The 26,476-nt window shown below is 71.6% G+C and carries 29 protein-coding genes, 2 tRNA genes and 1 pseudogene; 16 read left to right on the top strand and 16 right to left on the bottom strand.

The window, feature by feature from the left end; all coding sequences use genetic code 11:
- Positions 1-159: 159 nt before the first annotated feature.
- The 6 genes from AC3IF3_RS13455 to plsX form a co-directional block, all read right to left on the bottom strand.
- Positions 160-603 (bottom strand): Ig-like domain-containing protein, encoded by a 444-nt coding sequence (locus tag AC3IF3_RS13455; protein WP_243964697.1) that lies wholly within the window; start codon positions 601-603, stop codon positions 160-162.
- A 214-nt stretch (positions 604-817) separates the two neighbouring features.
- Positions 818-1,237 carry a hypothetical protein gene (locus AC3IF3_RS13450; RefSeq protein ID WP_489216518.1) on the bottom strand — a complete coding sequence of 140 codons (420 nt, stop codon included), beginning with the start codon at positions 1,235-1,237 and terminating at the stop codon, positions 818-820.
- Between the two features lie 79 nt (positions 1,238-1,316).
- Positions 1,317-1,790, bottom strand: coding sequence for a MerR family transcriptional regulator (locus tag AC3IF3_RS13445; protein WP_489229165.1), 474 nt, complete (start codon positions 1,788-1,790; stop codon positions 1,317-1,319).
- Positions 1,791-2,077: 287 nt separating this feature from the next.
- Complete coding sequence (locus AC3IF3_RS13440; protein ID WP_243964700.1) at positions 2,078-2,404, bottom strand: integration host factor subunit alpha; 327 nt, start codon at positions 2,402-2,404, stop codon at positions 2,078-2,080.
- Between the two features lie 154 nt (positions 2,405-2,558).
- Positions 2,559-3,551: a beta-ketoacyl-ACP synthase III gene (locus AC3IF3_RS13435; protein WP_489229163.1), complete on the bottom strand. Its 993-nt coding sequence runs from the start codon at positions 3,549-3,551 to the stop codon at positions 2,559-2,561.
- A gap of 171 nt (positions 3,552-3,722) precedes the next feature.
- Positions 3,723-4,757 carry a phosphate acyltransferase PlsX gene (gene plsX / locus AC3IF3_RS13430; RefSeq protein ID WP_243964704.1) on the bottom strand — a complete coding sequence of 345 codons (1,035 nt, stop codon included), beginning with the start codon at positions 4,755-4,757 and terminating at the stop codon, positions 3,723-3,725.
- A 410-nt stretch (positions 4,758-5,167) separates the two neighbouring features.
- Between plsX and AC3IF3_RS13425 the strand changes: the two genes are divergently transcribed.
- The 6 genes from AC3IF3_RS13425 to AC3IF3_RS13400 all read left to right on the top strand — a co-directional run bounded on the left by AC3IF3_RS13425 (position 5,168) and on the right by AC3IF3_RS13400 (position 9,894).
- Positions 5,168-6,376, top strand: coding sequence for an ABC transporter permease (locus tag AC3IF3_RS13425; RefSeq protein ID WP_243964705.1), 1,209 nt, complete (start codon positions 5,168-5,170; stop codon positions 6,374-6,376).
- A gap of 11 nt (positions 6,377-6,387) precedes the next feature.
- A complete protein-coding gene (locus AC3IF3_RS13420) occupies positions 6,388-7,320 on the top strand; it encodes an ABC transporter ATP-binding protein (RefSeq protein ID WP_489231295.1) in 933 nt (310 codons plus the stop codon).
- Positions 7,321-7,379: 59 nt separating this feature from the next.
- Positions 7,380-8,060, top strand: coding sequence for an ABC transporter permease (locus AC3IF3_RS13415; RefSeq protein WP_489231294.1), 681 nt, complete (start codon positions 7,380-7,382; stop codon positions 8,058-8,060).
- A gap of 257 nt (positions 8,061-8,317) precedes the next feature.
- Positions 8,318-8,524 carry a hypothetical protein gene (locus AC3IF3_RS13410; RefSeq protein WP_243964706.1) on the top strand — a complete coding sequence of 69 codons (207 nt, stop codon included), beginning with the start codon at positions 8,318-8,320 and terminating at the stop codon, positions 8,522-8,524.
- Positions 8,525-8,731: 207 nt separating this feature from the next.
- On the top strand, positions 8,732-9,379 hold the full coding sequence (locus AC3IF3_RS13405) for a hypothetical protein (RefSeq protein ID WP_489229160.1): 648 nt from the start codon (positions 8,732-8,734) through the stop codon (positions 9,377-9,379).
- Positions 9,380-9,438: 59 nt separating this feature from the next.
- Entirely contained in the window at positions 9,439-9,894 is a 456-nt protein-coding gene (locus tag AC3IF3_RS13400; RefSeq protein WP_489229158.1) for a hypothetical protein, read from the top strand.
- A gap of 43 nt (positions 9,895-9,937) precedes the next feature.
- On the opposite strand, the gene AC3IF3_RS13395 is transcribed toward AC3IF3_RS13400, so the two are convergent.
- From AC3IF3_RS13395 to catC, 4 genes are all read right to left on the bottom strand, one after another.
- A complete protein-coding gene (locus AC3IF3_RS13395; protein WP_489229157.1) occupies positions 9,938-11,143 on the bottom strand; it encodes an ABC transporter substrate-binding protein in 1,206 nt (401 codons plus the stop codon).
- Positions 11,144-11,274: 131 nt separating this feature from the next.
- A complete protein-coding gene (gene pcaD / locus AC3IF3_RS13390) occupies positions 11,275-12,072 on the bottom strand; it encodes a 3-oxoadipate enol-lactonase (RefSeq protein WP_489229156.1) in 798 nt (265 codons plus the stop codon).
- Between the two features lie 16 nt (positions 12,073-12,088).
- Positions 12,089-12,385, bottom strand: coding sequence for a YciI family protein (locus tag AC3IF3_RS13385; protein WP_243964712.1), 297 nt, complete (start codon positions 12,383-12,385; stop codon positions 12,089-12,091).
- A 13-nt stretch (positions 12,386-12,398) separates the two neighbouring features.
- Entirely contained in the window at positions 12,399-12,683 is a 285-nt protein-coding gene (gene catC, locus AC3IF3_RS13380; protein WP_243964714.1) for a muconolactone Delta-isomerase, read from the bottom strand.
- 277 nt (positions 12,684-12,960) lie between these two features.
- Here catC and AC3IF3_RS13375 point away from each other — a divergent pair, with 277 nt between their 5' ends.
- The gene (locus AC3IF3_RS13375) at positions 12,961-14,016 is read left to right on the top strand and encodes an enoyl-CoA hydratase/isomerase family protein (RefSeq protein ID WP_489229155.1); all 1,056 of its coding nucleotides are present in this window, start codon (positions 12,961-12,963) and stop codon (positions 14,014-14,016) included.
- 41 nt (positions 14,017-14,057) lie between these two features.
- On the opposite strand, the gene AC3IF3_RS13370 is transcribed toward AC3IF3_RS13375, so the two are convergent.
- Complete coding sequence (locus AC3IF3_RS13370) at positions 14,058-14,786, bottom strand: SDR family oxidoreductase (protein ID WP_489216500.1); 729 nt, start codon at positions 14,784-14,786, stop codon at positions 14,058-14,060.
- A 193-nt stretch (positions 14,787-14,979) separates the two neighbouring features.
- Positions 14,980-15,285, bottom strand: coding sequence for a hypothetical protein (locus AC3IF3_RS13365; RefSeq protein ID WP_489229154.1), 306 nt, complete (start codon positions 15,283-15,285; stop codon positions 14,980-14,982).
- Positions 15,286-15,954: 669 nt separating this feature from the next.
- On the opposite strand from AC3IF3_RS13365, the gene AC3IF3_RS13360 reads away from it, so the two are divergent.
- Positions 15,955-16,044: transfer RNA gene (locus AC3IF3_RS13360), tRNA-Ser, on the top strand.
- A gap of 44 nt (positions 16,045-16,088) precedes the next feature.
- On the opposite strand, the pseudogene AC3IF3_RS13355 reads toward AC3IF3_RS13360, so the two are convergent.
- The 3 genes and pseudogenes from AC3IF3_RS13355 to AC3IF3_RS13345 all read right to left on the bottom strand — a co-directional run.
- Positions 16,089-16,565, bottom strand: a pseudogene (locus tag AC3IF3_RS13355) (transposase); the annotation flags it as partial.
- A gap of 42 nt (positions 16,566-16,607) precedes the next feature.
- Positions 16,608-19,478 carry an AMP-binding protein gene (locus AC3IF3_RS13350; protein ID WP_489229153.1) on the bottom strand — a complete coding sequence of 957 codons (2,871 nt, stop codon included), beginning with the start codon at positions 19,476-19,478 and terminating at the stop codon, positions 16,608-16,610.
- Positions 19,479-19,728: 250 nt separating this feature from the next.
- On the bottom strand, positions 19,729-19,956 hold the full coding sequence (locus AC3IF3_RS13345) for a hypothetical protein (protein ID WP_489229152.1): 228 nt from the start codon (positions 19,954-19,956) through the stop codon (positions 19,729-19,731).
- Positions 19,957-20,127: 171 nt separating this feature from the next.
- On the opposite strand from AC3IF3_RS13345, the gene AC3IF3_RS13340 reads away from it, so the two are divergent.
- The gene (locus tag AC3IF3_RS13340) at positions 20,128-21,006 is read left to right on the top strand and encodes a 3'(2'),5'-bisphosphate nucleotidase CysQ family protein (protein ID WP_489229151.1); all 879 of its coding nucleotides are present in this window, start codon (positions 20,128-20,130) and stop codon (positions 21,004-21,006) included.
- On the opposite strand, the gene AC3IF3_RS13335 is transcribed toward AC3IF3_RS13340, so the two are convergent.
- Positions 20,987-21,478, bottom strand: coding sequence for a YHS domain-containing (seleno)protein (locus AC3IF3_RS13335; protein WP_489229150.1), 492 nt, complete (start codon positions 21,476-21,478; stop codon positions 20,987-20,989). The two genes, AC3IF3_RS13340 and AC3IF3_RS13335, sit on opposite strands and share 20 nt — an antisense overlap.
- Positions 21,479-21,636: 158 nt before the next feature.
- On the opposite strand from AC3IF3_RS13335, the gene AC3IF3_RS13330 reads away from it, so the two are divergent.
- The 7 genes from AC3IF3_RS13330 to AC3IF3_RS13300 all read left to right on the top strand — a co-directional run bounded on the left by AC3IF3_RS13330 (position 21,637) and on the right by AC3IF3_RS13300 (position 26,416).
- On the top strand, positions 21,637-22,269 hold the full coding sequence (locus AC3IF3_RS13330) for a DUF1134 domain-containing protein (protein ID WP_243967452.1): 633 nt from the start codon (positions 21,637-21,639) through the stop codon (positions 22,267-22,269).
- Positions 22,270-22,378: 109 nt separating this feature from the next.
- Positions 22,379-23,122, top strand: a complete 744-nt coding sequence (locus AC3IF3_RS13325; RefSeq protein ID WP_489229149.1) for a hypothetical protein — start codon at positions 22,379-22,381, stop codon at positions 23,120-23,122.
- Between the two features lie 146 nt (positions 23,123-23,268).
- Positions 23,269-23,571 carry a 3',5'-cyclic-nucleotide phosphodiesterase gene (locus AC3IF3_RS13320; protein WP_243967454.1) on the top strand — a complete coding sequence of 101 codons (303 nt, stop codon included), beginning with the start codon at positions 23,269-23,271 and terminating at the stop codon, positions 23,569-23,571.
- Positions 23,572-23,720: 149 nt separating this feature from the next.
- The gene (lptM, locus tag AC3IF3_RS13315) at positions 23,721-24,071 is read left to right on the top strand and encodes an LPS translocon maturation chaperone LptM (RefSeq protein WP_489229148.1); all 351 of its coding nucleotides are present in this window, start codon (positions 23,721-23,723) and stop codon (positions 24,069-24,071) included.
- Between the two features lie 127 nt (positions 24,072-24,198).
- Complete coding sequence (gene lysA, locus AC3IF3_RS13310) at positions 24,199-25,467, top strand: diaminopimelate decarboxylase (protein ID WP_489229147.1); 1,269 nt, start codon at positions 24,199-24,201, stop codon at positions 25,465-25,467.
- Positions 25,464-26,312, top strand: coding sequence for a glycosyltransferase family 2 protein (locus AC3IF3_RS13305; protein WP_489229146.1), 849 nt, complete (start codon positions 25,464-25,466; stop codon positions 26,310-26,312). The genes lysA and AC3IF3_RS13305 overlap by 4 nt, the downstream gene beginning before the upstream one ends.
- A 12-nt stretch (positions 26,313-26,324) precedes the next feature.
- Positions 26,325-26,416 (top strand) — tRNA-Ser (locus AC3IF3_RS13300).
- Positions 26,417-26,476 lie beyond the last annotated feature (60 nt).

Genomic DNA, 26,476 nt, shown 5'->3' with positions numbered 1-26,476 from the left:
GCCCGCTTTTGTCGCAGTGCGGCGAGCAAGGCGCCCGGCATGTCGATTGCTTGCAACACCTCCGGCACCTGAAGGCCGCGGAACCGAGACTCTGTGCCGTCTCAGGACGCCTGTCGAGGGCCGCAAAACTGCGCAGGCGTCGCGGATCTGTGCCGCGACTCACAGATCGGTGCCCTCTTTCTTGGCATCGTCACCCGACTTGGCCCCCGCTGCGCCGACCGTGATTTTGACGGTCTGCGTCTGGACTTGCCCGTCAGCGCCCTTCACTTCGAAAGTCACCTCGTCGGATCCGGTGAAACCGGTGTTGGGCTGATAGAACAGCGCCTGGACGGCGGCCTCCTTGTTGGGGCATCGATAGCTCGCCGGCGTTTTGAGCTTGCCGACCCTGGTGATCACCGAGCCGTTCTTCGGCGGCCCGGAGACCTTGAACTCGGGCATCGGTCCAGGAGAACAGTCCTTCTTGAGGTTGGGGGCGATCTCCAGCCGCACCGTCTTGCCGGGGGCGACGGTCTTGGATCGGCTCGCCGGGGACTGGGCCAGCGCCGGCCCGGCGAAGGCGAGGCTTCCGGCAAGCAGCGCGGCGAGCGGACGAAGGGCGATCATGACAGCGTCTCTCCGGTGCCGAAGCGGGCGCGATCTCCGGACCCATCTCCGGGCGCCCCGTCCATCGGTCAAGGACCATGTGGGGACGCCCGGGACGGGCGTCGAGGGCAGCCGGCACCTGCCGGGGCGCCTTTCCCGATCGCGCGGCGATCGCGACCGGCCCCAAGCCCTCAAGTCGTCGCGCCGAACCGCGTCCGGTTCGGCGGCGCGCGCTCTAATCCTGGAGCACCGCCGCCACGACGCCGGTGACGCGGGCGATCTGCGCGGCATCGAACTCCCCCGCCAGGGCGGCGGCGAGCCGCGCCTCGACCCGGGTGCGCTCCCCGGCCTCGGCGATGGGCGTCGGGGGGATGTCCTGCTCGGCGAGGCGGCAGACCCGGCGGATCGTCTCGGCGGCCGCGAGCAGCTTATCCCGGTCGCTGGGCCCCATCTCCCAGAGGGGGTTGCGCAGGCGGCTGATCACCCGCCGCGCGTCGCGATACTCCCGGTCGACCGTGGTGGCCGCCTCGATCTGACTGACCAGGAACATCAGTTCCAGCACTTCGGAGGCCGCCTCCGGACAGGTGCGGACGATCCGCATGATGCGGGCCATCAGTTCCTGGCTGGGCGACAGCTTGTATTTGGACGCGGGCATGCGGGCGACAACGCGAGTTCCTGCCGGAAAGTTCGCCACGCAGTTGCAAGAGCGCTGCCGCGCCGCCGGGCCGGGGGTCTTACGCCTCCGTGTCTGGCAGGACGCGCAGGTCGTCGAGCAGGGCGCGGCAGGCGCGCAGTTCCCGGAGCGCCTCCGCCAGCGCCGCGCGATACGAGGCCGCGAGCGTGCCGTCAGAGGCCGCCGCCTCGGCCTCCTGGACCAGGGGCTCGGCCGCCACCGCCTCGCCGCGGCCGACGGCCTGGACGAAGCGGACGCCGTTCTCCTTGAGCACCCGCTGCGCCCCCGCGATCGTGTAGCGCTGCACATACAGGAGCTGGCGGATGCCGGCGACGAGCTCGATATCCTGGGGCCGGTAATAGCGCCGTCCGCCCGCCCGCTTCACGGGCCGGATCTGGCCGAATCGGGTCTCCCAGAAGCGCAGGACATGCTGGGGCACATCGAGTTCCTCCGCGACCTCGCTGATCGTGCGGAACGCGTGGGCGCTCTTCTCGCCGGTCTCGGCGGTCTGTTCGGCGGCGAGGGCTGGGGGCATGGCGGTCTGATGCGGCGCGGGCGTCGATCTTGCCGGTCCGCGGGGCCGGGCTCAAGCCTTACCGGGGGGCGAAGAGAATATTGTTTGCCGCCCTGGCGCCGCCGGCACCGGTCCTCGCCGCAGTGCTGCCACGCGCCCTCCCTCCGCCTCTACGGGGGAAGGAGATGCAGGACGGTGTCCGGCCATTGCCGTCATCTGGAAGCGATGTGTGGACAGGGCAGTCCCGCACGCGGGGAGACAAGCGCGTCACCGTTGTGGCGGCCCGTCATCGAGCCGCGGGGCCCGGCTCACTCGTCGTCGTCGTCGTGGCCGTTCGCGCCGTTGAGGCCGTTGATCTTGGCCTTCAGCACGTTCGAGGGCTTGAACACCATCACCTGACGCGGCTCGATCGCCACCTCGACGCCGGTCTTCGGATTGCGGCCGACGCGCTTGCCCTTGCTGCGCACCACAAACGAGCCGAACGAGGACAGCTTCACCGTCTCGCCGCTCGCCAGACAGGCGCAGATCTCCGACAGCACGGTCTCGACCAGGGCGGACGATTCGGTTCGTGACAGGCCCACCTGATGGTAGACGGCCTCGCTCAAGTCGGCGCGCGTCACCGTCTTGCCTGCCATACGTGTCCCCTCGCCCGCATCGCTCGCCCCATGGCGTCGGGCGCGGCGATCGATGCCGCGCCGAACAGTGAAGGCGTATCCCTATGATCCGGCACGCTAATCGGCGCTCCGCCCCCGGTCAACCGCGCGGGGACGCCGATTTGTTTCAGGCGTGTCACCAGCGGATCAGAGCCGCCCCCCAGCTGAAGCCGCCGCCGATCGCCTCGATCATCACCAGATCGCCCGCGCGGATGCGGCCGTCCCGCCGGGCCACGTCGAGGGCGAGGGGGATCGAGGCGGCCGAGGTGTTGCCGTGGCGGTCGACCGTCAGCACGATCTTCTCCCGGGCGATCCCGAGCTTGTCGGCCGAGGCCTCGATGATCCGGCGGTTGGCCTGGTGGGGCACGAACCAGTCGAGATCGGCCGCCGTGAAGCCGGCCTGCGTGAAGGCCTCGACGATCACGTCGGTGACCTGCCCGACGGCGAACCGGAACACGTCCCGGCCGGCCATCCGCAGGTGGCCGGTTTTACCGGTCGAGCCCGGGCCGCCGTCGACGTAGAGCTTTTCGCGGTGCCGCCCGTCCGAGCGCAGGCTGGTGCTGAGGACGCCGCGGCCCGCCGCATCCGCCCGCGCCTCGAGCACCACCGCCCCGGCGCCGTCGCCGAACAGCACGCAGGTGGTGCGGTCCTCCCAGTCGAGGATCCGCGAGAAGGTCTCGGCGCCGATCACCAGCGCCCGGCGGGCCGCCCCGGTGGTCAGGAACTTGTCGGCGGTGGCGACCGCGAACACGAAGCCGGCGCAGACCGCCTGCAGATCGAAGGCCGCGCCCTGGTGGATGCCGAGCGCCGCCTGGATCTGGGTGGCGGTGGCCGGGAAGGTGTGATCCGGCGTCGAGGTCGCGCAGATCACCAGGTCGATGTCCTCCGCCGTCAAGCCGGCATCGGCGAGGGCAGAAGCGGCCGCCCGCGCCCCGAGGACCGACGTGGTCTCGCTCGCATCGGCGATGTGGCGCTGGCGGATGCCCGTGCGCTGGACGATCCAGTCATCCGATGTGTCGACCCGCTCGGACAGGGCTGCGTTGGTCACCACCTGCGCGGGCAGGCTCGATCCGGTCCCGACCACCACCGAACGCAGCGCCTGCGGAGACTCTATGCGGAGGGCTGACATCGCTTTCCTTCCCGGGCGGCGGGGACCTCGGACATCCCCGCTGACCGTCAACGCCTTGACCATGCTGTTCGAATCGCCACCCCCTCACGGACAGGGAGGAGCGCCGTCCCGTCTTCGCGTGAACGCCATAGAGCGGTGTGCGGGCCCGCACACCGTATCTTCTCCGGACGGTCAGGCCGGCGCCAGGGCCGCCGTCTGGTCGAGCATCTCGCGGATCGTGCGGATCATGTCGTGGCGGGCCATGTCGTGCGCCAGGTCGACCGCCGCGGCAAAGCCCTGCGCGTTCTCCGAGCCGTGGCTCTTGATGACGATGCCCTCCAGGCCGAGGAACACGCCGCCATTGGCGCGGCTCGGATTCATCTTGTCCCGGAGCGCCCGGAAGGCCTGCCGGGCGAACAGGGCGCCGATCTTGGCCGCGAGCGTCCGGGTCATGGCGGCCCGGAGATAGGTGCCGATCTGCTTGGCGGTGCCCTCGGCGGTCTTGAGGGCGATGTTTCCCGTGAAACCCTCGGTCACCACGACGTCGACGGTGCCGCGCCCGAGATCCGTGCCCTCGACGAAGCCGTGATAGGCGAGCCCCGGGTTCTCCATCTCGCGCAGCAGCCGGGCCGCCTCCTTGACCGCCTCGTTGCCCTTCATCTCCTCGGTGCCGACGTTGAGCAGGCCGACGGTCGGCCGGTCGAGGTCGAACACGATGCGGGCCATGGCCGAGCCCATCACGGCCATCTCCACGAGGTGCTCGGCATCGGTGCCGATGGTGGCGCCGACATCGAGCACGACGCTCTCGCCGCGCACGGTCGGCCACAGGCAGGCGATGGCCGGCCGCTCGATGCCCGACATGGTCTTCAGGCAGATCTTGGACATCGCCATCAGGGCGCCGGTGTTGCCGGCCGACACGCAGGCCTGGGCCTGCCCGTCGCGCACCGCCTGGATCGCCTGCCACATGGACGACTTGCCCCGGCCCTGGCGCACCGCCTGGCTGGGCTTGTCGTCCATGGCCACCGCCACGGTCGTGTGGCGGATCTCCACGCAATCCTTGAGCCGGGGCTCCTTGGCAACCAGCGGGGCGATCACCGCCTCGTCGCCGAACAGCAGGAAGGTGGTGTCGGGATGGCGCTCTCGGGCGAGGGCGGCGCCCGGCACGACCGTGGAGGGCCCGTGGTCGCCGCCCATGGCGTCGAGCGAGATGCACACGCGTTGGGACATGTCGGTAGCGGGTCGCGGGTCTCGGCGGGGGATCCGGCGGGACGGGCCCCGCCGGGCGCGGCGGACCATAGCGATACCGGCCCGGCGGGCAAATGAAATCGGGCGCCGGGCGGTTCCGTTCTCCGCCCGGCGACGCCGCAGCGCCGGTTTCGAGCCGGGCTTTCCGACGGTCGATCGCATCCCCGGGTGTCCTCCGCCCTGCGGGGAGGCCAGGAGGGCGCGTGGCGGCACTGGACCGCCGTGCCCGTCGACGGGATGATGAACACACATCTGAAGGGTGAAACCGCAAGCCCGGGCCGGAGCCAGTGACCGCCGCGCCCGCCGGCGGGGGCGGTTCGCAACGGCGCCGCCGGGCACTAAGTCCGTGCCACGCGCGGCCCCGCTCCTGCGGTCGCGCCCGGGACCTCGGCATGGGTGAATCCTCTGCGACCTGGCAGCGCCGCGGCCCGATCCGCCCCGGCCTTGACCCGCTGGGCGCGATCCTCGCCCTCCTGATCGGGCCGAGCCTCCTCGCGCTGCCCCTGATGATCGCACGGCCGAACAGGATCGCCGCGGGCACGTCCCTCATGGCCTGGTCGGCCCTGCCGGCCGGCGCGGCGCTCGCCCTCCTGGTCGTTCTCGGACTCGCCGCGACGCTGCTGGCCCTGCGGATCCCGCCGCCCCTGCGGCTGGCCGCGGCGGCTGCCGCGCTCCTGCTCCTGGGCCTCGCGGCCGGCTGGGCGGCCGACCACCTGACGCCGCCCGGCGATCGCTACAGCCGGGTCTCGCCGGATGCGGGCTGGTGGCTGGCCTTCGTGGCCGCCGGCCTCGCCACCGGCGACGGGCTGGCGCGCCTGCGGCCGGGCCCCGCGATGCGGGTCGCGGCGCTCGCGGCGATCCTCGTCCTGGGGGGCCTCGCCCTGCGCTCCGGGTTCTGGGACAACCTCTCGCTCCTGCGGGAATATGCCGGCCGCGCCGACACCTTCGGCCGGGAGGTCCGGACCCATCTCGGCCTCGCCCTGTCGTCGGTGGCCGCCGCCGCCGCCCTGGGGATCCCGGCCGCCCTCCTGGCGCGCCCGATCCCGGCCCTGCGCGGGGCGCTGCTCGGGGTCCTCAACGTCGTACAGACCATCCCGTCCATGGCGCTGTTCGGGATGCTGATCGCGCCGCTTGCCTGGATCGGCCGGACCATCCCCGGGGCGGCGGGCCTCGGGATCGCGGGGATCGGCGCGGCGCCGGCCTTCCTGGCCCTGTTCGCCTACGCGCTCCTGCCGGTGGCGGCCGCGACCGTCGCGGGGCTCGACGCCGTGCCCGGGCCGGTGCGCGACGCCGCCCGGGGCGTCGGCATGACCGGGCGACAGCGCCTCGCGCAAGTGGAGCTGCCCCTGGCGCTGCCGGCGATCCTCACCGGGATCCGCATCGTCCTCGTCCAGAATATCGGGCTGGCGGTGATCGCCGGCCTCGTGGGCGGCGGCGGCCTCGGGGTGTTCGTCTTCCAGGGCATCAGCCAGACCGCGGGCGATCTCGTCCTGCTCGGGGCGCTGCCGACCGTCGCCCTGGCCAGCGCCGCCGCCGTGCTGCTCGACGCCGTCATCGAACTCAGCCGCGGGCCCGGGGCCGGGGCGGAGCGGACGCCGTGAGGCCGGATCCGATGATCGCGCTCGCCGGGGTCGGCCGCGTCTACGGCGGGCGCGCGGTCGTGGCGGAGGTCAGCCTGCAGGTCGCGGCCGGCACGATCCTGGCGATGGTGGGCACGTCGGGGTCCGGCAAGACGACCCTGCTGCGGATGATCAACCGGCTGATCGAGCCGAGCACCGGCACGATCCGGATCGCCGGCCGGGACATCCGGGACGCCCCGCCGCATGTCCTGCGCCGCGGCATCGGCTACGCCATCCAGGGGCACGGCCTGTTCCCCCACCGGAGCGTGGCGGAGAATATCGGGGTCGTGCCGCGGCTCCTCGGCTGGGACCGCCGCCGGATCGACGCCCGGGTCGACGCGCTGCTGAGCCTGTTCGACCTCGATCCGGTCGCCTACCGGAACCGGCTGCCGGCGGCCCTCTCGGGCGGCGAGCAGCAGCGGATCGGGGTTGCCCGGGCGTTGGCCGCCGAGCCGCCGGTCCTGCTCATGGACGAGCCGTTCGGCGCCCTCGATCCGATCATCCGGGGCCGGGCCCAGGCGGATCTGCTGGCGATCCAGAAGCGCTACGGCACCACCATCGTGCTGGTGACCCACGACATGGACGAGGCCCTGCGCCTCGCCGACCGGATCGCCGTGATGGACCGGGGCCGGCTCGTCCAGGAGGACGCCCCGGCGGCGCTGATCGGCGCGCCGGCGTCGGATTTCGTGCGCAGCCTCCTCGGCGTCGGCGACCGGGCCTTCCAGCTCATGGCCCTGCGCGTCGTCGACGACCTCGTCGAGCCCGGCCCGGCGCCGGGCGAGCCGATCCCGGCCGGGACCTCGGTGCGCGCGGCCCTGGCCGAGAGCCTCTGGTCGCGGCGCCCGGCCCTCCCGGTCAGCCGCGACGGCGTGCTCCTGGGCCGGGTGACGCGCGCCGCCCTCGAAGCGCAGGGCGGCAGCCCGTGAACCGGGCCTCCCAGGTAGCGAAATTCGCGCTCCTCGCCCTGCTGGGCGCGTTCCTGGTGATGCCGGAGCGCTTCGCGGGGCTGTTCCGCCCGTTCGCGCCCGGCGGCACGGCGCCGATCTACGCGCAGACCCCGCTCCTGACGCTCGCCATCGACCACCTGCTGCTGGTCGCTGCCGCGACATTGGCGGCGAGCGTGCTGGCCGTGAGCTGCGCCGTCCTGGCGACCCGCCCGGCCGGGCGCGAGGTCCTGCCCTTCGCCCGCGCGGTGGCCAATCTCGGCCAGACCTTCCCGCCCGTGGCAGTGCTGGCGCTGGCGGTGCCGGTCTTCGGCTTCGGCACGGTCCCGACCCTGATCGCCCTCGTCCTGTACGGGCTGCTGCCGATCTTCGAGACCGCGCTCACCGGCCTCGCCGGGCTCGACCCGGCCCTGATGGAGGCCGCCCGGGGCATGGGGCTGACCGACCGCCAGCGGCTCGTGCAGGTGGAGCTGCCGCTCGCCCTGCCGATGATTCTCTCCGGGATCCGGCTGGCCGCCGTCATCGGCCTCGCCACGGCGACCATCGGCTCCACGGTGGCGGCCAGCACCCTGGGCGAGGTGATCGTCTCGGGCCTGCTCACCGGCAACACCGCCTACGTCCTGCAGGGCGGCCTCGTGGTCTCGGCGCTGGCGATCCTGACCGACGCGGCCTTCCGCGCCCTGGAACGGGCAGCGGCACGACGGGCTGGATTTCGTTCCTAGAAGCGACGAGAAATCCGGCGGGGCCGTACGCGCGGCCCTGGGGCGTGGAACCCCCTGTCTGATGGTTGCTGCCGACCAGAACGGCACGCGCATCCTTGACCCCGCGGTCGGGGTGCCTGCGGCGCATGTCCAGGCGTTCCGGCGCGAAAGGTCGTCGGGACCGTTCAGACACGGTTTTCCAACGCCCCGGTTCGGGAGGGTCCAGGGCTCGTGTGCGGGGGCGCACCGCAGACCAAGGCCCGCCGGAAGGATGCGCCGTGGGCTCCAGCGATCCCGAGACGCGCATGCGCCAGCTCGCCCAGCTGCGCGCGGCCTACGACGCCTCCTGTTCGCGCCTGCCGGACGACGTCGGCAGCGCCGCACGCCATTCCAAGGCCCTTCTGAGGCGCAACCTCGTCATGCCGGGCGGGGTGCAGGACGGCAAGGGCGCGCGGACCGGCGGACCCTCCAGCGAGGGGCTCTGACCGGAGGACGATCCTCCGACGCGGGACACTTCGGAAGAATGCCACGCGATCGCAGCCCGGCCCGGACGTAGAAGCGCAACGTTACCGAGCGTTCCACCACCTGACGCAAATCGATCCGCTGCCGATCCCGACGACCGCGCATGTTTCCGCAGCACATATCAATTTGTGTTGAATATTTTTTACAACGGATTCAATAATCGACCGGCGATGCCGATTCGAACGGTGCGAAATCGGCAGCGATATCGCGAACGAACAATCTTGAACGCGCCGAACTGGGAGATCGCCATGACGTTTGAAAGGAGCCTCATCACATCATCGGCACGATGTGCGGCCGCGGCATTCGGTTTCCTGCTGCTCGTCCCGGTCACGGCAGGGGCCGAAGACATGGCGCGTCAGGGCGAATTCCGGATCACCTATACGGCGATCAACCCGGCCGTGCCGAAACCTGTGTCGATCGGCAACAACCGGTCGGCCTCGGCCATGATCCTCACGATGACCGCCGTCAACGAGGCGGGCAGTGGGCTCCTGCACAACATGGCCGGGCGCTGCTCTTCGAGCCCGCTGGTCGACAGCGGCGCGAAGACCTTCGAGAATCACGGCTACTGCGACTACGTCGATGCCGACGGGGACCACGTCTACGAGAAGTGGGACTATCCGGTGCAATCCATGGCGGCCGTGAGCGAGGGGACGGGCGCGTGGATCGGCGGTACCGGCAAGTTCGCGGGCCTGACCGGCACGATGACGATCCGCTCCCGGCGGCTGAACTCCCCCGTCGACGGCGCCACTCAGGTCGTCGGCGAGAAGCGCGGCAGCTACAGCCTCACCGACACGGTCGCGAGCGCCAAGCCGGATTGACCGGGCCGGGCTCCGGATCGGCGGGACAGGCGGCCCGACTTGACGGTATGACACCGGGCATGACGGCATCCATGACGCCCGCCGATCGCGACCGGTTCGAGAAGTGCCTGGCGCTCGCCGCGCAGGGCGCCACGGACGGCGAGCGCGCGGCGGCCCGGGCGGCGGCGGCGCGCATCGCCGCCGGTGCCGGCCTGACGCTGGCCGAGGCGACCCGCGCGGCGCCGCGTCCGCAGGCGGCCCGGCCCACCGGGTCGCCGCCGCCCCGGCGCCCCTATTCCTGGGCCCAGCCCCGGGAGCCGGTGAGGCCGATCACCGTCGCGGAGTTGCTGCAGCAGAAAGCGGAGACCGAGGCCTGGCGCCGGCGGGCCTCCACCGCCGCGGAGCGCCGACGGCGGCAGACCCGCGCGGAGCAGGACGCCTACACGGCGGAGCAGCGCGCCCGGCAGGCCGAGCGCGACCGGGACTGGGCGCACACCCGCGGCGGCGTGGCCGGGGCGCCCACCGAAGAGCCCTAGACCCTTGGTCCCGACAGCGCGCGGCCTCGGTTCGCGTGCGGCGTCACTGTTTCACCAGCTTGCACGTGCTCTCCGACAGGGGCTGGAACGCCTGCGCGCCGGGGATGGTCTTCAGGATGGTGTAGAAGTCCCACGGTCCGTGCGAATCCGCAGGCGCCTTCACCTGCGCGAGGTACATGTCGTGGACCATGCGGCCGTCCGGGCGCAGCGTGGCGTTGCGCGCGAAGAAGTCCTGGATCGGCAAATCGCGCATCTTGGCCATGACCCGCAGGCCGTCATCCGTCCCGGCGGCTTCGGCCGCCTTGAGGAAGTGGAGCACCGCCGAATAATCGCCGGCCTGCACCATGGTCGGCATCCGGCCGTCCATCCGTGCGGCGAAGCGCCGGGCGAAGGCCCGCGTCTGCTCGTCCATGTCCCAGTAGAAGCCCGTCGTCAGGATCATGCCCTGGGCGGCCTGCAGCCCGACGGAGTGGATGTCGGTCAGGAAGATGTTGAGCCCGCCCAGCGTCTGGCCGCCCTGCGGGATCCCGAACTCGCTCGCCTGCTTGATGGTGTTGATCGTGTCGGCCCCGGCATTGGCCATGCCGATGATCTTGGCGCCCGACCCCTGCGCCTGCAGCAGGTAGGAGGAGAAATCGGCGGTGGGGAACGGATGCTTGACCGAGCCGAGCACCCGGCCGCCCTTCGCCGTCACCACCCGGGTGACCTGGGCCTCCAGATCGTGCCCGAAGGTGTAGTCGGCGGTGATGAAGAACCACGTGTTCTTGGGATCGTCCGCTAGGGCCGTGGCGGTGCCGGCCGCGAGGGCATAGGTATCCCAGGTCCAGTGGGCGCCGGTCGGCGAGCAGGCGGCGTTGGTCAGCGCCATGGAGCCGGCGCCGGAATTGATGTCGATCTTGCCCTTGGCGCGCGCGACCTCCCGCACGGCGAGCCCCGCCACCGAGGAGTTGGTGTCGAAGATCGCGTCGACCCCCTCGGTGTCGAACCAGCGCCGCGCGATCGCGGAGGCGATATCGGCCTTGTTCTGGTGGTCGGCGAAGATCAGCTCGACCTTGCGGCCGTTGATCGGACGGCCGAAATCCTCCACGGCGAGCTGCGCCGCCGTCACCGATCCCCGGCCGGCGAGGTCCGAATAGCCGCCCGACATGTCGGTCAGGACGCCGATCTTGATGCCGCCGTCGGCATATTGCGCGGCGGCCGGCGTGACCGCGAGGGCGACCGCGCCGAACGCGGCCGCCGCCAGGGCCATGCCCCTCCCGCGACGCGCGCTCCGGTGCCGAGCCGGCCTCCGCCGTGACCGCGCCCAGGTCCCATCAGCCATAGAGATCCCCCCGTGTGTTGATCGTCTTGTCGGATCGCGATGCCGCGCGCCGCCGGCGGCTACGGGCCGCCCCCGGCCCCGGCGCCGAAGAACGCGAGCAGCGCTCCGTTGAAGCGCTGCACATCTTCGAGGTTCGTCAGATGCGCGCCGCTCAGTTCGAGATACTGCGCACCGACGATGTGGTCCGCCAGGTAGCGGCCCTGCGCCGGGGGCGTCGAGGCGTCGTGCGTTCCGGCGATCACCAGCGTCGGCACGCGGATCTGCGGGAGCTGCGCGCGGAAATCGGCATCGCGCACCGCCAGGCAGGCGGCCGCGTAGCCCTCCGCCGCCGTGGACGCGAGCGTCCTGCGCAGGGCCGCCGCCAGTTCGGGCCGGGCGGCCGCGTAATCCGGCGTGAGCCAGCGCGACACCACGGTCTCGGCGATGCTGCCGACGCCGTCCGCCCGGACCTTCTCGACGCGCCCGGTCCAGGTCTCCGGGGGGCCGATATAGGCGGCCGTGTTGCACAGGGCGAGGCGCCGCAACCGCTCCGGATGGTTCAGGGCGATCCACTGCCCGGTCAGGCCGCCCATCGACACACCGGCGAAATCGGCGCTGCCGATGCCGAGGTGATCCAGGAGGCCGAGGGCGTCCCGGCCGAGCTCGGCGATCGTGTAGGGTCCCGGCGGGACATCCGAGGCCCCGTGGCCGCGCGTGTCGTAGCGGATCAGGTGGAACCGGTCCGCGAAGGGTTCGACCTGCGGTGCCCACATGTCCAGCGCCGCGCCGAGCGAGTTGGACAACAGGAGCGCGGGTTTGGCGGGGTCGCCGTCGGTCCGGTAGTGCAACCGGACGCCGCCGAGGTCAGCGAAAGCCATCTGCGTGCCCTCCCCTTCAGAGATAGCTTCGGCCGTCGAGATAGGCCTTGCGCCAGCGCCGGATCTCGACGCGCGCGAACAGGCCGACCGCGTGGAAGGGATCCGCCTGGATCAGCGCCTCGGCCTCGGCGCGGGTCTCGACATCGACGACGTACAGGCCGCCGCCCGCGTCGCTGCCGTCGTCGTTCAGCTTCGCGCCGCAGGCGAGGAGACGGTCCTTGATCCGGTCGAGATAGGCGAGATGCGCGGCGCGATGCGCCTTGCGGACCTCCAGGCTGCCGGCCTTGTCGAAGGTCTCGATGATGTAGGGCATGATCCGCGACCTCTCAGTTGGCGGCGATGGCGGAGGGATGCTGCGCCAGCGGCGTGACCTGGATCGACATGTACGGGTAGAGCGGCAGCGCCGTCAGGGTCTCGTGGAGCGCGTCGTTGCCGGCGACGTCGAAGACGCTGTAATTGGCGTACTGGCCGGCGACGCGCCACAGGTGCCGCCACGTCCCCGCCTGCTGCAGTTTCTGAGCGTAGGCCTTCTCGTCCGCCTTCAGGCGATCGGCCTCCGCCTTCGGCAGGGTGTCGGGAATGTTGACCTGCATGTGGACCAGATAGAGCATGTCGTCCGTCCTTCGCCGACCGGATGTCAGCCCGCATCGGCCCTGAGAGGCGACTCGGTCACCGGTGAGGAGCAGAGACGGGGCCGGGCCGCAACGGTCGCGGCGGGCGGCCCGGAACCATCGTGCCGATTCTGTAGCCTCTGATACCCCGCGGCCCGCACCGGGGCCGCGTCGGCGGAGGGGGCGGGGCCAAGGCGCCGATCGTTGCGGCGCCCCGGATGCAGGCCTATTCAAACGCCGGTGGGGCGAAGTTCATACCGGGTGGATGCGGCCGACGATGACGGGACATTCGACAGACGAAGTGGTCTTCGAGGCGCGCGGGCCGCTCGGACTCGTCACGCTCGACCGCCCGAAAGCCCTGAACGCCCTGACGCTCGGCATGATCCGGGCGATGCAGGCGCAGCTCCGGGACTGGGCGGCGGATGAGCGCGTGACCCGCGTGGCTCTGCGCGGCAGCGGCGGACGCGCCTTCTGCGCGGGCGGTGACGTCCGGCGCATCTACGAGGCCGCCCGCGCGGGCGAGATGGAGGCGATGTTCGCGATCTGGCGCGGCGAGTACGAACTCGTCGCGGCGCTGGCCCGCTATCCCAAGCCCGTCGTCGCCCTGATCGACGGCATCGTCATGGGCGGCGGCGTCGGAATCTCGGTGCACGGGCCGTACCGGGTGGCGTCCGACGCGTATGCCTTCGCCATGCCGGAGGTCGGCATCGGCTTCATCCCGGATGTCGGCACCACCTATCTCCTGCCGCGGCTGGCGGGTCACAGCGGCACCTACCTGGCCCTGACGGGATCCAAGATCGGCCCGGGCGACGCCCTGGCCCTCGGGCTGGCGACCCATGCCGCGCCCGCCGCCGCGTTCCCGGCGCTCCTCGACGCCCTGGCGGCCGGCGGCCCGGTCGAGCCGATCCTGGCCGCGCACGCCGCCCCCCCGCCGCCGCCGGGGCCGGTCGTCCGGGAGGCGGCCCTGATCGAGGCCTGTTTCTCCGCCGGGAGCGTCGAGGCCGTCCTAGCCCGGCTCGACGCGACGGAAGGGTCGGATTTCGCCGCCGAGACCGCGCGCATCCTCCGCAGCCGCTCGCCGACCAGCCTCTGCCTCGCCCACGAACAGATGCGGCGCGGACCCGGCCTGACCCTCCTCGACGCCATCCGGACCGAGTACCGGCTGGTGACGCACGTCATGCGGGGCCACGATTTCTTCGAGGGCGTGCGCGCGGTGCTCGTCGACAAGGACAACCGGCCGGCCTGGCAGCCCGCCACGCTCGACGCCGTCGACCCGGTCGCCATCCGGGCCGCCTTCGAACCGCGGGACGCGCCGGAGCCGAGCTTCACCTGAGGCGTCTGGCCAGCCGGATTCGGCCCGTCCCGTGACGGGGCTCAGATCGTCCAGCCGCCGTCGGCGACGACGGCCTGGCCGGTGGTGTAGGTCGCCCCGGCCAGATAGACGGCGAGGTCGGCGATCTCCTCCGGCGTGCCGAGCCGCCCGATCGGCTGGCGGGCGACGAAGGCGGCGCGGGTCTGCGCGTAATCGCCCTGCGCCCGGATGCGCGCCTGCAGCGACGGGCTCTCCACCGTGCCCGGACAGATCGCGTTGCAGCGGATGTTGTGGGCGACGTAATCGGCCGCGACCGACTTGGTCAGCCCGATCACCGCCGCCTTGGTGAGGCCGTAGGCGCAGCGGTTCGGCACGCCCTTCACCGAGGAGGCGACCGAGGCCATGTTGACGATGGCCCCGTCGCGGCGTTCCACCATGCCGGGCAGCACCGCCCGGATGGTGCGGACCATCGCCTTGACGTTGAGGTCGAGGGCGAAGTCGAGCTCGGCCTCCTGCATCTCGAGGACGGTCCCGCCCTGGACCACGCCGGCGCAGTTGAACAGCACGTCGACCCGGCCGATGCGCTCCACCAGGGCGGCGATCGCGCCCGCGTCGAGCACGTCGAGGATCGCGGTGCTGAGCGTGTCCGCCCGGAGGTCGGCGAGGGCGGCCGCGTCGATGTCGGTGGCGTGGACCCGTGCCCCGGCGCGCGCGAAGGCGAGGGCGCTCGCCCGGCCGATTCCCTGCCCCGCCGCCGTGATCAGGACCGTCTTTCCCGAGAGATCTGCCATTCCCCGCCCCCAGAAGGTTGTCGTCGGTGCGGAGCCGGTCGCCGCGATCGCCCTGGACGACGCCCTCGATCGGCGAGAATTCTTCGCTCGGCGACCGGCCCTCCCGGAAGGGTGGCACGGATGCCGTGCCGCCGCCACGCGGCCGCCGCCGCGATCGTCCCGACGGGTTTTTGATCCGATCGCGCGGAGCGCATCACGCACCGGCCCGATGCCGGGACCGGGGCTTTCGGGGGTGCCGGCGGCGAACCCGCGGCGGGGGCGCGGCCTGCGGCGGCGCGACGGCGGGCGGGGGCGCGGCGCGCCCATCATGGGCGGCGATGACGCGCCGGGCCTCCTCGACGCTCATGTCGCAGGCGCTCGTCATCCCCTGCAGGGCCCCGAGGGCCCGATTGTACTCGGGCAGATTGGTGCATCCGGGCACGCCCCAGGCCAGGGCCGTGACCGGCGCCGCGCCGACCACCGCCAGAACCAGGCCGGCAAGACATCTGCTGTACGCCACGTTCCGTCCTCCCCAGGGCGGAGACCGGGGTTGGACGGTCTCACGGCGGGGCAACGCGGCTGCCCCCGGGCCGGGTTCGCCCGATGGATCCGGGATGCGGCGATTTCAGGCACCGCTCCGGCGAAGGAAGTGCTTCCGGTCGACGGCGGTGTTCGCAGTATCGGCTGGACCACGGCTTGAGGCAGCGCCGGCCAAGTCGGCATCCGGCGCGTTGCGGCCATCGTTGAGGGTGTCGTGGGCGGGACGGGTCCGCTCTCAGGCCGGGACGCGGCGCAGGAACTCCAGGCGCTGCGCCCCCACAGCCGGATCTCGCCGACATCGACCAGGCCGTCCGATGGGGCGCACAGCAGCAGAATTTCGGGCCGCGGATCGATCACCCGCCGGCGCTGGCCCGGCTCCTCCAAGGCGGAGACGCACCGCAGGATCGACGGCGAGGACGGCACCGCAGACGGCAAACCAACCGGGAATCACAGACGCCCCCAGCCACGCTGAAGCGATCGCGCCGGGTTCCGGTTCTCGCCGCTTGCTCTGTCTTCGCAACCCCGTTATGACCCGCCTCGGTCATCCGACGCGACCGTTGCCGATCTCTATGGCGACGCTCTATCGGTATGACCAAAGCGACGGTTTTGAGGACGGTGCCGCACGCACTTCGTCATCGAGATCGAGGCTGGAGAGGTGGCAGAGCGGTTGAATGCACCGCACTCGAAATGCGGCATGCCTGCAAGGGCATCGGGGGTTCGAATCCCCCCCTCTCCGCCAATCATGCTGAAGTTCTGATCGACGAAGCCCTCTCTCTACGCTCCCGTCTCCGCCTGCACCGCGTCGGTCAGGCGATCCACCGCGCCGCGATCGTCGGCCTTGGCCGGGGTGATATGTGGCGCCGCCACGTGGCCGAGCGTTTCCACCGCCGGGTGAACCTTCGCGCCCCGCTTGCTCCCGTCCCCGTCCTAGCTCGCCGCCCTCGTCCGAGGAGCGCAGCGTCCGCCTGTTCAACACCGCCGGCTCCCCGGGCCCCGCAGCGCCCCGGCCGGGTCTGTAAAGCACGCCGCGGCCCGCCCGAGCGCTGCGCCGGTTGATACATCGCCGCCCGCAGCAGCAGGGCGTGCGGCATGAACCGCCAGGGGGCGCCCGGCTTCACGATGAACCGCAGACCGTTGAACACCTCGCGCCGCGCATCGTCGCGCTCGCGCGAACGCTCCGGCAGGAGCGCCCGATGCGGCGCGCCCAGCCCCCATTCCTCACCCGACACGCGCGGGATAGGTGGGACGATCCAGGCCCATCCCACCCAAACGCAAACAACACCCATCAGTTCGCAGCACGCGCTAGAGATCGGCGGAACTAAACCCCAGTGACTTATAATAAGCGTCAGCTTTCGAGCGAATGCTCAACTGCCTGCTGTCGAGGAATTGTCCGTGCGGCGTGCTGAATCCCGCAAAGAACAGTTGATAGACCGGCTTGTCGGTGGAGGGCTTGCCCCAGGCCCCCGTCATCAGAACGCATTCGTAGGTCCGCTCGTCGACGAGTTCGAGATTGAGCGTATTGATGTGCGTAAAAGGCTTGCCGAGGCGGCGCAATTGCGTGGTGATGTAGAACACGCTTGCCGGCACGCCGATGATCAAGAAGCGGTCATACGCACCCAAAACCGCGTCGACGAGATCCTTGTCCATTAGCCAGCAGCAGAAATGCGGCAGGTCGATCAGGGTCCGCCGCCCGGGGAAGGTCGGACGCCTGGGCGGCGGATCGCGCAGCAGGCGCTCCTCGATCCGCGAGACTAGGCTCGGCGGTGCGTAGACGACGTTATCGTGACGGTGGTTGACCCGGTCGATGACGTCCCACTGCCGGGTCAGATCCGTGAAAATCGGCAGCGTGGCGATCTTCAGGACATCGGCACCGAGATAACCGGCCAGGCGGTCCAGACTCGTGTCGTGATCGTCGCTCAAATCCTGACCGAACTGTACCGAGATCGGCAGCAGGTGGTGCTTCAGGGTATAGCGCTGCCAGCGATACGCCAGCATCTCCGTTCCGGCCTCCCGGATATTCATCCGGTTGAGCAACGGGTAGACCTGCTCCTTGGCGAAGGCAATCTCGGCCACGTCGTCGACGAGGAGCAAGCTCGCCCCTTTCACAATCGCCAAGACCTCATCGACCATGTCCAGGGATTCGCCCGTGCCATCCGTCCGGAAATAATCGCAGACGATCAGATCGTTGAGCAGGACCTCGCTCGGCGGAACACAGACGTGCTCCAACGACACGGGGCAGCCCAGCAAGGCGGACCAATGTTCAAGCGTCTCCGGGCTGATGCCCTCGACGATCCCGCGGTCGCACAGCGCGACGATCCTGATACCGTCCTCGGCGCTGTCGGCTTCTGCCGCGGCGTCGCTCGCGAGGATCTCGTTGATGGAGCGACGCGTATCGATGGCGCGGCCGTGATGCGACGCGATGATGGAGATCAGGACGCGGCCGAGGGAGTCCAGGCAATCCGCGACGGGCTCGTCCCGTGGCACGTGCGGGAACAGAGCGTCGAAGTCATCGGCCAGCGAGGTGCGTCTGCTCGACCGCGCGTGCGTGACATGCGCCTTCCACCGTTCGAGCGTCGCGCGCCGGTTGGCCTTTCCGGATGAGGTTTTGACGATGAACCGACTCGGAACGAAGTGGATCTGAACGACCTCGATGCCGGTCAGATCGGACAGCTTCCTCTGCAGCGCGCCGGCATCGGTCCGCGCGAAGAACGTTTCGTCTTCGATGAAGGCGATCGGCAGCTCGGTCCCGAGCTCGTCCGAGCGCTCGGCGCAGACGACGGCGCGGCCCCGGGATTCGGGCACCAGCGTCTCCACGGCCCGGTCGAGGTCGTTCAGCATGTATTTGCGGCCCGCGATGTTGAGCACGTCACCGGTGCGGCCGGTGACGATCAACGCCCCCCCGTGCAGGAAGCCGGCGTCCCCCGTCGGGTAGAATCCCCGCGCGTCGGCGATCTCGGCACCGCCCAGGTAGCGGCGCATGGCGGTCGGGCTCGTCACGAAGATCTGCCCGTCGCGGATCTCCAGCTCCACTCCGGGGATCGGGGCGCCGCACGAGACGAGGCGGCGCCCGTCATGCTCGACGATCGAGAGGGCGTCCGACTGCGCGACGGCGAAGACGTTCTCGGCCATCGCATAACAGGACGCGAAGGTGCTCGGATCGAGGGCGTGCGCAGCCAGGAAGCGCTCGGCGGTCTCCGCGTAGACCGGTTCGGAGCAGGAGACCCAGCGCCGCATCGAACCCAGATCGCCGGCCGGCTGTCGCGCCATGATCTCGAAGCCGAAATTGGGCATGTAGCAATACGTGCCGCGGTGGGCCGCGATGGCGTCGAACAGCAGCTTCGGCCGGCGGACCCAGGTGATCGGGTCGATCATCACGACGGGCACCCCCAGGACCAGGGGCATCAGAAAGCAGGCGACGAACCCCATGTCATGATAGAGCGGCAACCAGGACACGCAGACATCGTCCGAGCGAAGCCGCATGATCGCGTTGTAGGCCCCGACATGGGCCTCGACTTGGCTGCGGGTGAACGCCAGCGCCTTGCGATGTCCCGTGGTGCCGGATGAGAGCTGCAGGATCGCCCGCGCCCGGAACGCGAAACGCTGCCCGACGCCGCTCCCCTCGGGGAGGTGATCGATCCCGAATGGGACGGCGAGATCCGGCAGCAGGTCGGCGATCTCGGGCGCGCAGACCACGTGGTCGAGCGTCGCGAGCGTGACCGAATTCGCCACCGACGCGCGCCAGGCCGCCCGGTCCTGCTTCTCGGTCGGGTACTGCAGGATCAGCGGCTCGAACCCCGCGGACACGAGGCCAAGCCAAGCCACGATCAGCGCGGGCTCGGAGCGGAATACGAGGCCGATCCGCTGTCCGGCCAAGTCCTGCCGGAAGCGCAGCGCCGCGGCTTCGGCCAGCCGCCTCAGCTCGGCGGCCGGCATCGTGCGGCTGCCGTCCTCTGACACGAAGGTGAAGTCGCACAGCTTCAGGTCGAACGCCGGGCCCGGATCTGCCGTGTCGCCCCGCGATGCGGATCGGCCCCGAGCGCCCAGAAGACTGGCAACCCACCGCTTAAGCCGCATGATCATCTCGTCTGAACCAAGGCTTCCGACGCCGGCGGAGTTCGGCCCGGGCGCGGGGCGCACCTTTTGTCGCATCGTCGATCGACGGGCGCGGAGCAACGATATGCGGCTGAGAGGACGCGGTCTGCACCCAACGGGCTACCTCGACGCATGCGCTGGGACCGGCGGCGGCGCGCACCGACGGAGATCGGGACCCACCGCGGCACGCTCTAGACGGACCCATCACGAACGTACGGTTGCCGGTGGCGTGGAGTTGCGTCGGCGCCCGCGTGCCACGGGCTCGATCAAGAAGCACATCCGCCGCGCAGCGGCCTGTTACATGGCTTTCGGCAGCCGATCCACACATCCTTCACGCGGATCGCCCGCCCTGCGGGCGCTCGGCGAGATCCTCCGGCACATCGCCCGACGGCCCGAGGATCGTCACGCCGTCCGGCCGGCCGGTCTCATCGTCGGCCAGGATCCTGAGCGCCTCCGCCCCCAGCACCCGCCTGCGGAGGGTCTCGGCCTCCTTCAGCGCGCCGAAACCGGTCTGCGCCGGCTCAGGTCGCGCGAGTCGGAACCGCTCGAATGCCTGCACGCGGGATGCACCGACGTCGAACCTGCCCCCCGCAGGGCGGCAGGCCACGCGCTGTCGCCGCTCCGGAGGACGCGGCCCGCGCGCCCAAGTGAAACCGCGACACGACCTCGCCCCGGAAACGGTCGACATCGCGCCGCCCCTCGGGCATTCAGAGTGGTCTTGGGAGGAACCATGACCGGCGCAGCGACGATCCCGGGACCGGAGCGCGAGCGGATCGCCGCGGCGCTCGCCGAGATCGCCTGTGCGGCCGGCGAGATCCTGCGCGGCTATCACCGGGCCCCCTGCCCCCACGCCCTGAAGCCCGACGGATCGCCGTCGAGCGCCGCCGACATCGAGGCCGAGGATCTGATCGTCGCCGCCCTGGCCGGACGGTTCCCCGGGATCGCGGTGATCGCCGAGGAGCGCCACCGGGACGGCGCGGCGCGGCCGGGCGAGATCTTCTTCCTCGTCGATCCCCTGGACGGCACCCGCGACTTCCTGGCCGGGACGCCGGACTACTCGGTCAACATCGCCCTGGTGGCGGGCGAGCGCCCGGTGGCGGCGGCCCTGGCGGCGCCGGGGCTCGGCCGGGTCTGGTGGGCGGGTCCGGCGACCGTCGAGGCCCCGGTGATCGCGGGACGGCCGGGCGCCGGGCGGCCGGTGCGGACGCGGCCGGTGCCCGAGGCCGGCCTGCTGGCCCTCGGCAGCCGTCGGCACGGCGACGCCGCCACCGCCACCTGCCTCGCCGCCCTGCCGGTGCTGGAGACGCGCCAGGTCGGTTCCGCCGTCAAGTTCGGCCTGATCGCCGCCGGCGAGGCGGACATCTACGTGCGCTGCGGCCCGACCATGGAATGGGACACGGCGGCCGGCGACCATATCGTGGCGGCCGCCGGGGGGTGCGTGGTGGTGCCGGGGGGCGGCCCGATCCGCTACGGGCGGCACGGATCGGATTACCGCAACGGGCCCTTCGCGGCGATGGGTGATCCGTCCCTGGCCCGGCGCCTCGCCCTGCCGGCGTCCTGCGGGACCCGCGGACCGGACCGGCCGCCGGTCACCGCGGCGGCGTCGTAGGCGGCACGTCCAGCAGGCCCTGCAGGCCCGGCCACGCCGCCTCCGCCTGCCCGGCAAGGCCGGGATCGGCCAGGAACCGGGCGCGGCGCACGGCATCCCGGAACAGGTAGAGCCGGCCGCCGATCACCGCGAAGATCAGCGGGTCGGCATCCACCAGCCGGCCCTCCAGGATCCCGGCGGCATCGTAGCCCCCGAGCCGCGGGGCGTAGGCGGCCGGATCGTCCCGGAAGGCCGCGCGGTTGGCCCCGTTGGCGAAACGCCAGACCCGCCCGCCCCAGGACACTTCGAACCGGCCCGTGCCGGCGGTTGGTCCGGCCTCCAGGAAGTAGCTGACCGGATCGAAGCCGTTGAGCGTCAGCAGGGCGAACCCGGCCCCCGCCGGCTCGGCCCGCGCCGGCGGCGCCATGGCCAGGGTCAGGGCCGCGCAGAGGACGAGCGCGCGGGGTGCGGGATCGGGACGCGTTAACCACATCTTGCGGATTCCCTCGGAAGCTGGTCCGACTCGGGCGCCCGCGGGACGCGGGCCCGGACGGAGCAGGGCTCCCGGGCCGCGGCCGATGCCGGCGCGGCGGACGGGAACGGACAGATCCATCGCACGAACCGTTAATCGAACCGGGCGAGGAGACAACGATGACGGCACGAGACGATCGCGGAACCGACCGCCGCCGCCTGCTGCGCGCGGGCCTCGCCCTGGCGCTCGGCACCCCGCTGGGCGCTTCCCTGGCCGGCCTCGGCGGCGCGGGCGCCGCCCTGGCGCGCGGGGCGGACCCGGACACCCCCGAGACCTTCCGCCCCGGCGAGATCGTGGAATCGGGCCACCGGTTCTTCGGCTCGGTCTCCCGCGGCCTCGCCCTGACCGTCGAGGAGGCGGGCCGGCGCTGGGGCGAGCCGAACGGCTACATCCTCGGCCAGGAGGGCGGCGCCGCGGTGGTGGCCGGCCTCCGCTACGGCGAGGGCACCCTCTTCACCCGCAATGCCGGCCAGCGGCGCATCTACTGGCAGGGGCCGTCGGTGGGCTTCGACGTCGGCGGCGACGGGGCGCGCACCATGATGCTCGTCTACAACCTGCCGAACGTGCGCGACCTGTACCGGCGCTTCGCCGGCGTCGACGGCTCGGCCTACCTTGTCGGCGGCTTCGGCATGACCGCGGTGGTCAACGACCGGATCATCGTGGTGCCGATCCGCAGCGGCGTCGGCGCCCGGCTCGGCATCAATGTCGGCTATCTGAAATTCACCCGGGAGCCGACCTGGAACCCGTTCTGATGGATCGGCGGAATCGGATTTCACCCTTCCGATCAACCTGGGCTAGAGTGGAGACGGGTCGGGTCGTCCGGCCGGATACGCGGGCTGTTCCCTCGTGATCGAAACGGCGATGATCTTCGCGCTGGGCTTCCTGGCGGCGAGCCTGTGCGGCCTCCTGCTGCTGCCGGCCCTCAACGCCCGCGCCGCCCGGCTGGCCCGGCGGCGGGCCGAGGCGCGCCTGCCCCTTTCGCCGGCCGAGATCGCCGCCGAGCGCGACTTCCTGCGCGCGCAATTCGCCGTGCAGCAGCGCCGCCTGGAGCGCCGGGCCGAGACCGCGGAGGCCAAGCGCCAGGCCGAGATGGCGGCGCTCGGGGCGAGGACCATGCGGGTCGCCGCCCTCGCCCGCGACGTCGCGGCGCGGGACGCCGACATCGCCCAGGCCCAGTCCAAGACCCGGGAGCTCGAGACCGAACTCGCGCTGGCCCGCGAGGACGGTACGGCGAGCCTCGCCACGCTCCAGGCCCTCGAAGAGGCCCATGCCGACCTGCTCGACAGTCTCCTGGGGCTGCGCCGGGGTGAGACCACGGCGGCCGGCCCGGATGCTGCGGCCGTGGCGGCGGAGCGCGACGATCTGCGCGCGAGCCTCCGGGCGGCCGAGGAGGCGCTGGCCCTGACGGTGGCGGATCGGCAAGGGGATCGACACGCGGACCGCCAATCGGACCGCCAATCGGACCGCCAATCGGACCGCCAAGCCGGCATCGAGCGGGAGAACGCCGATCTGCGCCGGCGAATCGCGGATGTGGCCGACGCCCTGACGAATCCGGGCCGGATGCCCCGGGCCGCCTACCCGGTCGCGCAGGCCGAACGCGTCTGACCCGGATTCGGGCCCGCCGGACGGCCCTGCCGGGCGCGTCGGACGCGAAAACCTGGGACCCTCGCCTTGTTTCGACCACGCGGAGGCCCCATCGCAGCGCGGACTCACTCAACATCGTCCCTGTCCGAAAGATGGTACGGATACCCATGCGCCTGAAGCCCATCGTCCTCGCCGTCGTGGCGACCGCTGCCCTGGCACTGCCGGCAGCGGCGCAGCAATCGAAGCGCGGCAACGAGACCCTGAAGAAGTACTGCACCGGTGACTACCTGACCTATTGCGGCAACCTGGCCCCCGACGATCCGGCCACCGATGCCTGCTTCCAGAAGAACTGGAAGAAGCTCAGCGAGAACTGCCGCCGTGCGATCGACGCCTACGAGGCCGAGCAGGGTCAGGACGCGCCCGCCAAGGGCCGGCAGGGCGCGCAGGGCGGGAAGGAACGCCGCGGCTGAGGCCGAAGGGCCAACGCGGTTCCGGCCCGGCCCTGATGCGGGCCCGCCTGTTGCGGGCCTGCGCTCGCGCCGGCGCGCGGCAACCGCTAAGGTCGCGCTTCCGCCGGCCCCTCCGCGTGCCGGTGCCGAGCCCGCCGGACCCTCGCGCGATGTTGTCGAACCCCGCCCTCAAGCTCCTCGCCGCGGCCGGCCTCGTCGCCCTGGCGGTCTCCGCCTGCGGGCGGCGGGGCGCCCTCGAACCGCCCCAGACCGCCGCCCCCGCCGCCGCCGCCGCGCCGGCGGCTTCGGATGCGGTGAACGGCCGCCGGACCCTGCCGGTCTCCGTGGGCCTCGGCGGCGGCGCGCCGGAGCCGGATGCGGCCTCGGTGCGTGCCGGCGACGAACTGTCCGGGGCGGCGGTGCCGCCGGGGGGCACCGACGCGCCGGTGCAGACCAGCCGCGGCGCCCGGCGCGGCTATCGCATCCCGAAGGAACCTTTCATTCTGGATCCGCTGCTGTAGAGGGCGGGGGCCGGAGGGCCGCGCCGTCGCGGCGCTCTCTTGGCGATCCGGTCGCCGGAGCGCTCCGCGGCCGGATGTTTCACGGGAAACAGCCCGCTTCTCCGCGCGCAGACGAGACACGGCCGAGATGCACCATTTCCACTATCGCGACGGCCGCCTGCAGGCCGAGGACGTCGACCTGACGGGCCTCGCCGCAGGGGTCGGCACGCCGTTCTACTGCTACAGCACCGCCACCCTGGAGCGGCATTACCGCGTGTTCGCCGAGGCCTTCGCGGGCGACGACGCGCTGGTCTGCTTCGCCATGAAGGCGAATTCCAACCAGGCCGTGCTGCGCACCCTCGCGGCCCGGGGCGCCGGGATGGACATCGTCTCGGGGGGCGAGCTGCACCGGGCGCTGGCGGCGGGGGTCGATCCCGGCAAGATCGTCTTCTCGGGCGTGGGCAAGACCCGCGCCGAGATGGCGGCGGCGCTGACGGCCGGCATCTTCTGCTTCAACGTCGAGAGCGAGCCGGAACTCGCGGCCCTGTCGGAGACCGCCACGGAACTCGGCCTCACGGCGCCGGTCTCGATCCGCGTGAACCCGGACGTGGATGCCGGCACCCACGCCAAGATCTCCACCGGCAAGTCCGAGAACAAGTTCGGCATCCCGATCACCCGGGCGCCTGCGGTCTACGCGGCGGCCGCATCCCTGCCGGGCCTCGCGGTCCACGGGGTCGACATGCATATCGGCAGCCAGATCACCGACCTGGCGCCCTTCGCCGGTGCGGCGCGCCTGCTCGCCGACCTCGCCCGGCAGCTCCTGGCGGCGGGCCATCCCCTGCGCCACATCGATTTCGGCGGCGGCCTCGGGATTCCCTACCACGACGACAACGCCCCGCCCCCGGACCCGGCCGCCCTGGCGGCGACCCTGCGGCCGCATTTCGCGCCGCTCGGCCTGCGCCCGGTCTTCGAGATCGGCCGGATGATCGCCGGCAATGCCGGGATCCTGGTGACCCGGGTGCTGTACGTGAAGCGGACGGAGGGGCGCACCTTCGTGATCGTCGATGCGGCGATGAACGACCTGATCCGCCCGACCCTGTACGAGGCCCATCACGGCCTGCGGCCCGTGGCCGAGCCGGACCCGGAGGCGCCGCGCATGGTCGCCGACGTGGTCGGCCCGGTCTGCGAGAGCGGCGACTACCTCGCGCTCCAGCGGGAGATGCCGGCGGTGCGGGCGGGCGATCTGATCGCGGTGATGAGCGCGGGCGCCTACGGGGCGGTCCAGTCCTGCACCTACAACACCCGGGCGCTGGTGCCGGAGGTGCTGGTGCGGGGGGACCGCGCCGCCGTCGTGCGCCCGCGCGTCGAGGTCGAGGCGCTGATCGCCCTCGATCGGGTGCCGGACTGGCTGGCGTGAGCGGCGCATCCGCGTCGGCGTCGGCGGCCGCCGCCGCCGGCCCCCTGCCCCTGTCGATCTTCGTCATCGCCCACAACGAGGCGGACCGGATCGGCGCGACGCTCCGGGCGGTGCGCGCCCTGACCGACGACCTCGTGGTGGTCGATTCGGGTTCCACCGACGGCACGCAGGCTTTGGCCGCCTCGCTCGGCGCGCGGGTGATCCACAATCCCTGGCCGGGCTACGGGCCGCAGAAGCGCTTCGCCGAGGAGCAGTGCCGGCACGTCTGGCTGCTGAACCTCGACGCCGACGAGGTGGTGCCGGAGCCCCTCGCCCGGGAGATCCGCGGCCTGTTCGCGGCGGGCGAGCCGCGCCGGGCTGCGTGGCGGATCGGCATCGCCGAGATCTTCCCCGGCGAGGCGCGCCCGCACCCGCTGGCCTACACGCTGACCCCGGTGCGGCTCTACCGGAAGGATCGGGGCCGCTACGCCGCCTCCCCGGTCCACGACCGGGTGGCGCTGGAGCCGGGGGTGGCGGCGGGACGGCTCCGGGGTGTGATCCACCATTTCTCGGTGCGCTCGCTCGGCGACCAGCTCGACAAGCTCAACCGCTACTCGGACCAGCAGGCGGACGACCTGGAGGCCCGGGGGGTGGTGATCCCGAGCTGGCGCGTCTTCGTCGAACTGCCGGGCAATTTCCTGAAGGCCTATCTGGGCCGGCGCCACGTGGTGCGCGGCACCTACGGCTTCCTGACGGCGATGAACTACGCGATCGCGCGGCACCTGCGCATCGCCAAGCACTACGAGCGCCGCCGCCTGGCCACGGTCCGCCGGGATCGGGTTGACCCGCCCGGCCCGACCTTCTAGAGCCAAGGCGCCGGAGACGTGGCCGAGCGGCTGAAGGCACTCGTTTGCTAAATGAGCATACCCAGAAATGGGTATCGAGGGTTCGAATCCCTCCGTCTCCGCCACTTACGTGGCTTAAGTTGCTGTTTTAATCTAGAAAACAGACCCAGCGGCAACTGCCGCCC

The sequence above is a fragment of the Methylobacterium sp. J-118 genome (genome assembly GCF_057836565.1).
Note: the sequence above shows the minus strand (reverse complement) of the source record. Positions and strands in the feature narration are given on the sequence as shown.